Origin of the sequence: Catenulispora sp. GAS73 (genome assembly GCF_041262085.1) — a bacterium.
GTDB lineage: Bacteria > Actinomycetota > Actinomycetes > Streptomycetales > Catenulisporaceae > Catenulispora.
Genome location: NZ_JBGCCM010000030.1, coordinates 140521 through 151650 on the forward strand (window position 1 = coordinate 140521; position 11130 = coordinate 151650).

10 protein-coding genes are annotated in these 11130 nt (G+C 70.4%); 6 read left to right on the forward strand and 4 right to left on the reverse strand.

Annotated features, from left to right (window positions below):
- Positions 1–318: 318 nt before the first annotated feature.
- On the forward strand, positions 319–1524 hold the full coding sequence (locus ABH935_RS36695) for a sugar MFS transporter (RefSeq protein ID WP_370382575.1): 1206 nt from the start codon (positions 319–321) through the stop codon (positions 1522–1524).
- 85 nt (positions 1525–1609) lie between these two features.
- Here the strand turns inward: ABH935_RS36695 and ABH935_RS36700 are convergent, their stop codons facing one another.
- The 4 genes from ABH935_RS36700 to ABH935_RS36715 all read right to left on the reverse strand — a co-directional run bounded on the left by ABH935_RS36700 (position 1610) and on the right by ABH935_RS36715 (position 5267).
- The gene (locus tag ABH935_RS36700; protein ID WP_370382576.1) at positions 1610–2176 is read right to left on the reverse strand and encodes a hypothetical protein; all 567 of its coding nucleotides are present in this window, start codon (positions 2174–2176) and stop codon (positions 1610–1612) included.
- 480 nt (positions 2177–2656) lie between these two features.
- Positions 2657–3313: an O-methyltransferase gene (locus tag ABH935_RS36705; RefSeq protein ID WP_370382577.1), complete on the reverse strand. Its 657-nt coding sequence runs from the start codon at positions 3311–3313 to the stop codon at positions 2657–2659.
- A 153-nt stretch (positions 3314–3466) separates the two neighbouring features.
- A complete protein-coding gene (locus ABH935_RS36710) occupies positions 3467–3808 on the reverse strand; it encodes a DUF5713 family protein (RefSeq protein ID WP_370382588.1) in 342 nt (113 codons plus the stop codon).
- A gap of 106 nt (positions 3809–3914) precedes the next feature.
- On the reverse strand, positions 3915–5267 hold the full coding sequence (locus ABH935_RS36715) for an MFS transporter (RefSeq protein ID WP_370382578.1): 1353 nt from the start codon (positions 5265–5267) through the stop codon (positions 3915–3917).
- A 101-nt stretch (positions 5268–5368) separates the two neighbouring features.
- On the opposite strand from ABH935_RS36715, the gene ABH935_RS36720 reads away from it, so the two are divergent.
- From ABH935_RS36720 to ABH935_RS36740, 5 genes are all read left to right on the forward strand, one after another.
- A complete protein-coding gene (locus tag ABH935_RS36720) occupies positions 5369–5914 on the forward strand; it encodes a MarR family winged helix-turn-helix transcriptional regulator (protein ID WP_370382579.1) in 546 nt (181 codons plus the stop codon).
- Between the two features lie 338 nt (positions 5915–6252).
- Positions 6253–7689, forward strand: a complete 1437-nt coding sequence (locus ABH935_RS36725; RefSeq protein WP_370382580.1) for a family 2B encapsulin nanocompartment shell protein — start codon at positions 6253–6255, stop codon at positions 7687–7689.
- A gap of 16 nt (positions 7690–7705) precedes the next feature.
- Positions 7706–8776 carry a hypothetical protein gene (locus ABH935_RS36730; RefSeq protein WP_370382581.1) on the forward strand — a complete coding sequence of 357 codons (1071 nt, stop codon included), beginning with the start codon at positions 7706–7708 and terminating at the stop codon, positions 8774–8776.
- A gap of 109 nt (positions 8777–8885) precedes the next feature.
- Positions 8886–9734 (forward strand): geranyl diphosphate 2-C-methyltransferase, encoded by an 849-nt coding sequence (locus ABH935_RS36735; RefSeq protein ID WP_370382582.1) that lies wholly within the window; start codon positions 8886–8888, stop codon positions 9732–9734.
- 63 nt (positions 9735–9797) lie between these two features.
- Positions 9798–10994, forward strand: coding sequence for a family 2 encapsulin nanocompartment cargo protein terpene cyclase (locus tag ABH935_RS36740; RefSeq protein ID WP_370382583.1), 1197 nt, complete (start codon positions 9798–9800; stop codon positions 10992–10994).
- Positions 10995–11130 lie beyond the last annotated feature (136 nt).

Genomic DNA, 11130 nt, shown 5'->3' on the forward strand with positions numbered 1-11130 from the left:
ATCAGACGCCGGGGACAGGACGCCCGCGGCGGTCTGGAAGTCACCGGGGCGCGGGGATTTCGGTGGCGTATGAGCATGCTGCGATTATCGGGTCCGCGGTCCCCTTGAATCTGCCCCCGATTGCCCGTTCTCTGGCGATCCGATCCGTTGGTTCATCCCCGAAATGCGCTGGCGCAGTGCCCGGTTCGTCGTTAACCTCGGCGCCGTGAAGATCCTCCGAGGAGTTGGGGTGCCCGGCAAGCACGCACGCGCTGACTCATAGACCTGTCATCGCGTGCTGATCCGGAAGCACGGCACCATCCCTCGAAGGGCACGATCGTGTCTTGCTTTGTTCTGTGCTGTCTTATTTATCTGAGCACGGCGCTGCCCGGGTCCACCCTGGGACAGTTGTGGCCATCGATGCGCGTCACCCTCCACCGGTCCACGGGGACGCTCGGGGTTGTGCTCGCTGCCGGAGTCGCTGCTTCGGCCCTGTCCAGCGCTGCGACCGGACGCCTGCTGGCCCGGACGTCGCCGGGGTCGCTTCTGGTCCTCGGCACCATGGCGATCAGCGCCGCATTGGCCCTGGAGTCCTTGGCCCCCGCGCTGTGGGTTGTTGCCGTCGGCGCGGCGGTCTTCGGGCTGGGCTTCGGAACGATCGACACCACGCTTAACGTGTATGCGGCCAGGTATTTCAGCGCCCGGAACATCACCTGGATGCATGCCGCTTACGGATTGGGCGCGGTCCTCGGGCCGTTGCTGGTCACCGTGCTGCTGACTGGCGGCACCGGTTGGCGCGGCGCCCTCGGACTCATGGCGGGTGTCATCGCGGGGGTGGGAGCTCTTCTCACGTTGACGCGTCATTCGTGGGAGTGCCCGGCCCCCTCAGGCCCGGCCCCTGAGACATCGCCCTCAGCCGCTGCTGGTGCGCAGCCGCCACGCTGGTCGCGAGCCGTGGTGGCGGGGGTGGTGTTCATGGCCGCGGAGGACGGCATCGAATCGACCGCGGGCGTCTGGGGGTATGCGTTCCTCACCGCGGGGCGCGGCCTGCCGCAGACGGCGGCGGGTATCGCCGTCGCCGCGTACTGGGCGATGATGTTCACCGGTCGGATGCTGCTCGGTCCGCTGGCCTCACGGCTCGGCCCCTCCCGGGTCTTGGCTGGGGCGATCACCGCAGTGCCGCTGGGTGCGCTGCTGACCGCGCTGCCTGCTCCGGCGCCCGTCGCAGTGACCGGGATGATGCTCTTGGGGCTTGCGACCGCGCCTCTCTTCCCTCTCCTCACGCTTACCGCCGGCGACCGCGTTCGCTCTGGTGCCCTCGCCACAACAATCGGCCTGCAGGTCGCAGCCTCTGCGATCGGAGGTGCCGTGTTGCCGGCGGGCGTCGGGCTGGTCATCGCAGCAGTCGGCGCACAGGCAGTCGGCCCGTCACTTCTCGTCCTCGGCCTCGCCGCGTGCGGCGTCTACTGGCTGGTGCTGCGCACCGATCCCGATCACAACCCCGTCGGGGCGGAACGAACCCCAAGGGATACGAGCGCTCGGTGACGCTCACCACCTCTGGCGGTGAGGAGCTCAACTGAGCGGGCCGAAGCCAGGCAAGACCGTAGGCCAGATGCGTAGCGTGCGATGGCTATTTCATGATGCCTGTGCGGGTCGCTTCTCCGTGGTCGAAGACGGTCGTCACGTCGTCGGTGGCGAACAGGAACCGGTCGCGATCCCAGCGTCCGGCGGCGATCCAAACGGACTCCGACGCGCCTTCCTGTTGTTCGGCGGCCAGGTCGAGGCGGACCCAGCAGGGAGTGGCGGCTCCTGAGCTCCAGTCCACCCAGGCCAGCTCAGTGTTGACGATCTCCCGGCCGAGTAGGCGCTGCCAGCGGGGATGGTCGCCGACCGGCAAAACGATGGGGCCCCATGGCTCACCGATGTTGATGATGAACTCACCGATGCTCCGATCGAAGACCTCCAGGCCGTAGCAGCCGAACGTGCTGCCCCAAATGAAGGTGAAGACGCCGGCGTCGGTGGTGAGCTGGCAGCCGTGGGTTGGCTCGTGCCATGCGTCGTAGTCCCAGGTCAACGGTTCGTGGCCGAGTTCGTCGGCGCCGGTCATCAAGGCGTACTCGACTCTCGTGATGCGTAGACCGCGCAATGAGGCCACGATGCTTTCGAGCTGTGCCCGGGCGAGATGAGGAGTGGCCATGCCCGCGATGATCTCACTGGTGGGCTACAACTTGACTGAAGCTGGCCAGGGGCTGTGCCGCTCGCAGCGGGGCCGGGTCCCCGTGTGAGGGCCTCGTGGGGAAGTGGCCAACTTTACATAATGTACATTATCGGGCAATCGTGGGAGGGGGTTGAGAGGGGGTGCTGGGGCCGTTTCGGGGTGCGGTCTTCACGCACGTTGCTTCCTGGAGAACTGGAGAAAGCTGGAGATCTCCAGGAACTCGCTCTCTAGATCATCTGTGCGCGGATCGCCGCCCGGCCAATGGATCATTCATGCGTCGGGTCGGTCGCATCCGTGCAACTCGGCTAGGTGCCGACTTCTGCCAGAGCCGTTCTGGCGCGCGCCGGAATAGTCGTCGATCACAGCGCACCGCCCAGAACGGTTCTGACAACGTCGCGGACCACCCCAAAGCCCTGTCGTGTAATGCTGATTACGCGTCCTGATGCACCGATCCCGCACCTACCGCTTGTAAATCAGGGAAACGCCGTCGCCGACGGGCAACATGACGACGTCGACGCGCTCGTCCTGGACCACCTTGTCGTTGAAGTCCTTCATCAGGCGTGTGGACTCCTCTGTCGGGTCGACGTCGACGACGCGGCCGCTCCACAGTACGTTGTCCACGGCGATCACTCCCCCGCTGCGCAGCCGCGGCACGAGTTCGCTGTAGTACGTCCAGTAGGACGGTTTGTCGGCGTCGATGAACGCGAAGTCGATGTATTCCTCGTTCGGCAGTGCCTTGAGGGTTTCGGCGGCCGGGGCCAGCCGCAGCTCGATCCGGTCCTCGATGCCGGCTTCCTTCCACGCGGCCCGTCCGATGCTTGTCCATTCCTCGCTGACGTCGCAGCACAGCAGTCGGCCGCCGGGGGCGAGCCCGCGCGCGATGGCGATGGCGGAGAAGCCGGTGAAGGTGCCCACCTCCACGGCGTGCCGGGCGTTGGTGAGTCGCACCAGCAGCGTGAGCAGTTGCGCTTCCTCGGCGCCGATCTGCATCCCGGATGGCGAGCCGAGCTCGGTGGTCCGGGCGACCAGCGCCTGCTGGACGGCGTCGAGCGCGGTGCTGTGGTTCACGACGTAGTCCTGGAGCGCGTCGTCCAGGCCGATCGAGCCTCGAGTCATGAAGCCGACGATACGCGGGTGATCGCCGTCGGGCGGCACGGGAGGGCTGCCCGGGTGTGGGACGGCCGGCGGACGGGGCTGGTGCTGGGGCCACTCCCCCGGCGATGCATGCCTACGACATCTGGGACATTTCGTAGGCGGCGCGCGCCGGTGCTACCAGTTCCGCAAATGCGTCAGCCTCTCGTGGTCGGCGTTCGCGAAGCCGTAGGCGACGGCGATGTTGTACACGTCGCCGCAGATCTCCTCGCGGGCGACGGTCTCGATTTCGCTGCCGGCGGCCTCGAATTCGGGCTCCAGAGCGTTGAACTCCTCCGCTGCGGCCTGGGTCAGTGCGTAGAGCGCGTCCAGGTCGGCGGGGCGGTCGGCTTCCAGGCGTTCGCACAGCCGGATCAGGACCGCTTTGCCCTTGTCGACGACGTGGTCCGGGAAGTAGTCGTCCTCGTACAGTTCGGCCAGGAACGCGTAGTCGGCCATAGCGTTGTTGGTGATCGGCACAGGGATCTCCGGGTTCGGCGGTTCGGCGGGTGGCTGCGCTGATTCTGCATCCGGGCTCTGACAGGTCGGCGGGGGCGGGCTGGCGAGCCAGCCGTGGTCGATCACCTCAGACTCCTGCCGTGACCAGCGCCTCGGGGGCAGCAGCCGGTTCGGGGTGCTCCCGGACGGCGGGGATCAGCAGCACGGCGAGGTTGGCGCCGCCGACCAGGACCGCGGCGGTGGCCAGGGGCAGGGTCATGCCGACGGCGGTGGCGATCGGGGCGGCGAGGGCCAGGCCGAGGGGGCGTGCGGCGAAGGAGATGAGGCTGTCGAAGGAGCCGACGCGGCCCAGGGCCTGCGGTGGGATGCGCTGCTGGATGGTGGTTTCCCACAGCGGGTCCAGGATGCCCAGGCCGAACATGCCGGCGGTGTAGGCGGCGAGCAGCAGTGGCAGGGGTGCGGTGGCGGCGAGCGCCGCCAGCGGCAGTGCGTACGCCGACGCCCCCAGCGCGACGCCGATGAGGGGACGCTTCAGCCGCAGCCGTCCCGCGGTCCAGACGCCGGCGAGCATGCCGGCGGTGCCGGATTGCAGGGTGATGACCCAGGCGGTGCCGCCGCCGAGGTGGCGGAAGGCGATGACCGGTCCGAGGGTGAGCAGGACGCCGGCGGTCATGTTCCAGATGCCGTGACCCAGGACGTTGGCGACGAACCAGGGGTGGCGGCGGGTCTCTGTCCAGCCGGCGCGCAGGTCCTGCAGGAACGGCGCGCGCCGGGGGTTTTCGTCGGCGGATACGGAGGGGGACGCGGCGACAGCGTCAGCGCGACCACGCCGTCCCGGGACGCCGAGCCCGCCGAGTCCGCCGAGCGTCAGTGCGGACCCGATGAACAGCGCCGCTGTGAGCAGCGAGGACCACCCGGCTCCGATCCCGAGCATCAGGGTGCCCGCGACGCCGGGTCCTGCGAACTGCGCCAGCCCCTGCCACACCGACATCCGTGCGTTGAGCCGCTGCCGCTGTGCTCCGCTGAACGTCGCCGACACCAGTGTCCGCACCGCCGGTGTCCCGAACGCGACCGCCGCGCCGGTGACGGCCGCGAGCGCGGCGAGTACCGGCACGTCCACTCCCCCGGCCAGCAGTGTCGCGCCGATGCCGGCTTGGGCGGCGGCGCGCGTGAGGTCGGCGGCGAGGATGACGCGGCGGGCCGGGAAGCGGTCGGCGAAGACGCCGGCGGCGGGCAGCAGGAGCAGCATCGGGACGAATTCGGAGGCCAGGATCACCCCCAGTGCTCCGGCGGCGGTGCCGGCGTGGACGACGGCCAGGGTGAGGGTGGTGGGGATGAGGGAGGTGGCCAGGGCGGCGGCGGTGCGGCCGAGCAGGAGTCTGCGGATGCCGACGGTGCCCGGCGGTTGGTGGTGAGTGCGGCGGGTGCGGCGGGTGCGGCGGGTGCGGCGGGTGCGGCGGGTGCGGTGAGGGGCGCTCATGCCCGCCACAGTATTTCGCCACCGAATCATTCGTCAACGAAATACTTCCTGCCGAAACTTCCGCTGGCTAAGCACCACCCGGGCGCCCCATACTGGCGACCATGGAGGACTCCGTCGACCGTCACCTGGCCCGCTGGCGCGGCAAAGCCCCCTACGACGAGACGGTCGAGGCGGTCATCACCCGCATCCAGAACCTCACCAAACACATCGCCACCAGCAAACGCCGCATGCACGACGAGATCGGCCTGCAGGACTTCGAGTACCAGACACTGCACCGCCTCGCCGCCCGCGACGACCGCCGCGCCACCGCCGGTGAACTGGCCTCCGAGCTACTCCTGTCCCCCGCCGGCATGACCGGCCGGCTGGACGTCCTGGAACAGGCCGGGCTTGTGCGCCGCATCCGCGGCACCGCCGACCGCCGCCGCGTCGACGTCGAGCTCACGCCGGCCGGCCACGCCAAGTGGATGGCCGGGATGCAGCTGCAGGGCGTCGTCGAGGCCGACATCGTCAACGCCCTCGACGCCGACGAACGCGAGCAGGTCAGCGCACTGCTGAAGAAGATGCTGCTGCGCGCCGAGGAGATCGCCGCCGGCCCCACGGCCCCCGGCGCCGGCACAGGCACCCCCGCCGCAGACGAACAAGCATGAATCACCGGTGACGGGTTAACGGGAAGCAGAACCCGGACCCGCCACCGTCGCAGACCGCGGCTTCACCCCGGCCCGGCGGCGCGCGCCGAGGAGCACTTCGGCGCGCGCCGCCCGCGCGCCCTGACGTGGCTGAATGCCGGCGAAACCGCAGGAGCGCCGCAGCCCGCGCGTCAGCGTCCCGGGATTTTCACTGAAACCCATCCGTTCGGGCAGATCCGCGCCATCCCCGCGCGCCATCCGCCACGGCGTCGCGGCCTGGTGCGCCGGCTTTGGTTCGCCTTACTTCAGAAGGGAGCCCTTCCGGCACCGGCATGCGCGAGGACAAGGAGGACCCGGCGATGACGATCACCCCGGACCGCACCGCTGAGGAACAAGCCGACGACGCCCCCACCACAGCGGATGCTCCGCTGTCCCTCAGTACCGCCGCGGCCCGCAATCTGGCCACCACGACCAAATCCCAGCCGCAGATGCGCGGCATCACCTCCCGCTGGCTGCTGCGCCGGCTGCCGTGGGAGGAAGTCTCCGGCGGCACCTACCGGGTGAACCGGCGGCTGAGCCTGTCGGTGGGCCGCGGCCGGGTGGCGTTCGTGCAGAGCGGCGCCGACGACATCCGCATCGTCCCGGAGACGCTGCGGGAGATCCCGGTGATGCGCGGCTTCGCCGACGACGGCCTGCTGGCCGAACTGGCCGGGCTGTTCACGCCCCGGGACTTCCGCGCCGGCGACGTCATCGCCGAGGCCGGGCATCCCGTCGACGAGGTGTTCATCCTGGCGCACGGCCGGGTGGAGCGCAGCACCATCGGCGCCTACGGGGAGCCGACGCTGCTGGGTGTCCTCACCGACGGCGCGCATCTCGGGGACGAGGTGCTGCTGCAGGAGGATCCGCTGTGGAGCGCCACGGTGAAGGCCGCGACCGGCGGCACGCTGATGGCGATGCAGCTGGCCGACTTCCGCCGGGTCCGCGACACCAACGCCTACCTGCGCGAGCACATCGAGCAGTTCGTGGCGCGCACCGGCCGCGCGGTGAACTCCAAGGGCGAGGCCGTCGTGGAGATCACCGCCGGGCACGAGGGCGAGGTCGAACTCGCCGGCACCTACGTGGACTACGAGCTGTCCCCGCGGGAGTACCAGCTCTCGCTCACGCAGACGATACTGCGGGTCCACTCCCGCGTCGCCGACCTCTACAACGACCCGATGGACCAGGTGAAGGAGCAGCTGCGGCTGACGATCGAGGAGATCCGGGAGCGGCAGGAGTGGGAGCTGCTGAACAACCGGGAGTTCGGTCTGCTGCACAACACCGACTACGACCAGCGGATCAGCACCTGGTCCGGGCCGCCGACGCCGGACGACATGGATGACCTGCTGTCGATGCGCCGCAGCACCCACATGTTCCTGGCACACCCCAAGGCGATCGCGGCGTTCGGCCGCGAGTGCACCAAACGGGGCCTGTATCCGGACCCGGTGATGGTCGACGGGCACGCGGTGCCGGCCTGGCGCGGGGTGCCGATCTTCCCCTGCGGCAAGATCGGCGTGGAGAACGGGCACACGTCCTCGATCGTGGCGATGCGCCTGGGGCAGGCTCAGCAGGGCGTGGTGGGGCTGCGGCAGACCGGCATCCCGGACGAGTACGAGCCGGGCCTGAACGTGCGGTTCATGGGGATCACCGACATGGCGATCATCCGGTACCTGGTCACGGCGTACTACTCGGTGGCGGTGCTGGTGCCGGACGCCATCGGGATCCTGGAGAACGTCGACGTCGCGACGCCGCGGAGCTGAAGGGGTGACGGGGACGATGGCGAGGATCGGCCTGGTGCCCGCCTCCGGGCTGGGCATGGCGGCGGCACGGCTGTCGCAGGCGGGGCGTCCGGCGCGGGTGACCGAGGCGCTGTACTGCCCGCCGGCGGTGCGCGACGACCCGGCCCTGGCCGCGACGGTGCAGCAGCGCCTCGACGAGTGGGCCGCCGGGGTGGGACTGGCCCCGGGGCCGGCGGCCGGGCTTGGGCGGCTGGTGGTGCTGGCGCATCCGGACACCAACGACGCCGGCCGGCTGGCGGTCGCGGGGCGGCTGCTGGCGGTCGGGAGACTGCTGGCCGGCGGGGCGCTCGGGGGCCGGGAGGAGGATCTGCTGCGGCGCGCGCCGACCGGGGCGGCAGACACGGTAGACGCGGCGGGTGCTGCGAGTGCTGCGGCTGAGGCTGCGGCCCAGAACCTCACCGAGGTCTCGGCGGCGACGCTGGCCCAAGCCCTGGACGACGCCATCGCCGAGGTCTACGACGGCTGCGACATGCCGGACGCGGCGCTGCCGTCCCGGCCCGATCCGGCGCGCGCCGGCGTCGCGGATCCGGCGCTGACATCGGCGCTGGCCGGGCTCAGTGCCCTGCCGTCCTCGCCGTACCAGGTGGATCGGGTCCGCGGCGAGTTCGAGTCGTTGTCGGCCGCGGCGCCGGCGGCGGCCGGGGGTGCGCCGCGTCCGCCGTGGGAGTACCTGTCTCTGGGACACGTCAACGCCTACAGCCCGGCGTTGGCGGCGCTGGACGCGGTGAACGGGTTCGAGGTCTCGCCGGCGGCGGCCGCGGATCCGGAGCTGCGGCGTGCGCAGCGGCTGGCGGCGTTGGCGGCGGCGTTGCTGCACGACATCGCCGAGCCGTCACCGACCGGCCTGACGGCTGCGATCGCCCACACCGACGGCCTCGGGCCGGGAGCGGCGGGACGTCGCGCCGCCGAGGTCCACGACGAGGCGATGCGGGCGTTCATGCACCACTCCTCGCAGCTGGCCGCCGGGGCGGATCCGGCGACCCGCCGGTACCTGTCGGCGCTGTGGACGTGGCTCGGCGGGCACCGTACCTGGCACGCCGTGACCTGAGCACACCCGACCACACCCGGCCGCTCCTTGAGCTCTTTTCCTGCTGTATCCGTCCTTGTCCCTACGACGTAGCTGACCTCGCAGTGCCTCTACGAAGGGTGGTTTCGCCATGGGTTCGCAGTCCGCTGTCACCAGCCGCTATCAGGAGTCTGTCGCCGACTATTGGGACCGGGAGAAGAACCCGGTGAACATCCGCTTAGGCGAGGTGGACGGCATCTACCACCACCACTACGGCATCGGGGATGTCGACTGGTCGGTGCTGCAGGCCCCGGCCGACGACCGGGAGGGGCGCATCATCGCCGAGATGCACCGGCTGGAGACGGCACAGGCCGAGTTCCTGCTGGACCAGCTGGGGCCGGTCACGGCCGAGCAGCGGCTGCTGGACGCCGGGTCCGGCCGCGGCGGCACGTCGCTGATGGCGGCGCTGCGGTTCGGGTGCCGGGTGGACGGGTTGTCGATCTCCGGAAAGCAGGTCGACTTCGCGAACAACCGGGCGGAGCAGATGGGCCTGGGCGGGAAGGTGAACTACCACCTGCGGAACATGCTGGACAACGGCTTCGGCGACGGCACGTTCCAGGCGATCTGGAACAACGAGTCCACGATGTACGTGGACTTGGACACGCTGTTCGCCGAGCACGCGCGCTCGCTGGCGCCGGGCGGCCGGTACGTCACCATCACCGGCTGCTTCAACGACGCCTACGGGGCGCTGCCGTCGCGGTCGGTGAGCCAGATCAACGCGCACTACATCTGCGACATCCACCCGCGCTCGGGGTACTTCGCGGCGATGGTCGCCAACGGGCTGGTGCCGATCAGCGTGGTGGATCTGACGGCGGCCACGATCCCGTACTGGGAGCTGCGGCAGCAGTCGAACGTGACCACCGGGATCGAGGAGGCGTTCCTGACCGCGTACAAGGAGGGCAGCTTCCACTACCTGATGATCGCCGCCGACAAGGTCTGATCCGCGGGGTTCTCATCCGACAGGTCTGATCCGCCGATTCTCGAACACGCGGGGAGTTACGCCATGACCCTGACCGCCGACACCGCGTCGGCCTCCGGCGGTGTGCTGCCGGGCCTGGCCGCGTTGACCGGGCCGCCGCCGGCTCGGCCGCCGTGGGAGACCGGGCTGCCCGGCGTTCCCGGCGCCGAGGGCGTCTCGGAGCACTGGCACCGGGACGACGTGGATCCGGGGCCGGAGAGCCTGCTGCGTCCGCCGCAGCATCCCGAGCGGCTGGCGCCGGCGCCGATCCCGCTGCGGCCCTGGGGCGACGGCTCGCACTCCCCGCTGTACTGCCCGGCCACCGCCCGGATCGACGAGGCCCTGGCCACCGACGTCAACACGCGTCTGGTGGCCTGGGCCGAGCGGATCGGACTGCACGCCGGGCACCTGGAGGAGTTCGCCAAGACCGGCTTCGGCCGACTGATCACCCTGGCGCATCCGGAGTGCGACGATCCGGACCTGCTGCTGGTCTCGGCGCAGATGAACGCCGCCTGGTGGGCCTCCGACGACTACTACGCCGACGAAACCGAACTCGGCGCCGTCGCCGAGGCGCTGCCGGGGCGGCTGGCGCTGGTTTCCTCGGCGCTGGACCCGCCGCCACCGGCCGGGGAGTTCAGCGCACCGCTACGCGAGGCAGTCGTGTCCGACCCGGTACTGGTGTCGCTGCGCTCCGCGCTGGCGCACGTCACCCGGCACGCCTCCGCGGCGCAGGTGATGCGGGTCCGACACACCACGCACCAGATGTACGTGTCCTGGAACGCCTACAACGCCTGGCGGCACGCGGGCCTGACCCCGGAGGCGTGGCGCTACCTGGCCGCACGCCAACACGACAGCTTCTACACCTCGATGATCCTCATCGACATCGTCGGCGGCTACGAACTCGCACCGGAGCTGTTCGCCAACCCGCTGTTCCACCGCGCCCTGACCCAGGCCGGCACCGCCGCGGTGCTGGTGAACGACCTGGCCTCGGCCGAACGCGAAGCCGGCGAGGACCCGGACTGCAACCTGGTGCTGCTGCTGGCCGCCGAGCGGGACATCTCCATCGCCGAGGCCACCGAGGAGGTGGTGGCGCTGCACAACGACATCGTCCGCGGCTTCGAGGCCAGCCGCGCGGCGCTGGCGGCGGTGCCCTCTCCCGAGCTGCAGCGGTTCGTGCTCGGGGCGCGGGCGTGGATGGGCGGATGTCTGGAGTGGCACGACAGTTCTTCGCGGTACAAGTAGGCCGGTGGCACGACCGCCGGGACGGCCGGGAGCAGGCAGGACCTGACAGGTGAGGGGTGTGGGGGGGGGGGGGGGCCCCCCCGCCCCCCCCCCCCCCGGGGGGGGGGGGGGGGGTGTGGGGGGGGGGGGGAGGGGT

Bases quoted from the DNA above. Each gene is read 5' to 3' on its own strand.
- ABH935_RS36700 (WP_370382576.1), bottom strand. From the start codon at position 2,176: ATGGCCACTCCTCATCTCGCCCGGGCACAGCTCGAAAGCATCGTGGCC.
- ABH935_RS36705 (WP_370382577.1), bottom strand. From the start codon at position 3,313: ATGACTCGAGGCTCGATCGGCCTGGACGACGCGCTCCAGGACTACGTC.
- ABH935_RS36715 (WP_370382578.1), bottom strand. From the start codon at position 5,267: ATGAGCGCCCCTCACCGCACCCGCCGCACCCGCCGCACCCGCCGCACC.
- ABH935_RS36720 (WP_370382579.1), top strand. From the start codon at position 5,369: ATGGAGGACTCCGTCGACCGTCACCTGGCCCGCTGGCGCGGCAAAGCC.
- ABH935_RS36725 (WP_370382580.1), top strand. From the start codon at position 6,253: ATGACGATCACCCCGGACCGCACCGCTGAGGAACAAGCCGACGACGCC.
- ABH935_RS36730 (WP_370382581.1), top strand. From the start codon at position 7,706: ATGGCGAGGATCGGCCTGGTGCCCGCCTCCGGGCTGGGCATGGCGGCG.
- ABH935_RS36735 (WP_370382582.1), top strand. From the start codon at position 8,886: ATGGGTTCGCAGTCCGCTGTCACCAGCCGCTATCAGGAGTCTGTCGCC.
- ABH935_RS36740 (WP_370382583.1), top strand. From the start codon at position 9,798: ATGACCCTGACCGCCGACACCGCGTCGGCCTCCGGCGGTGTGCTGCCG.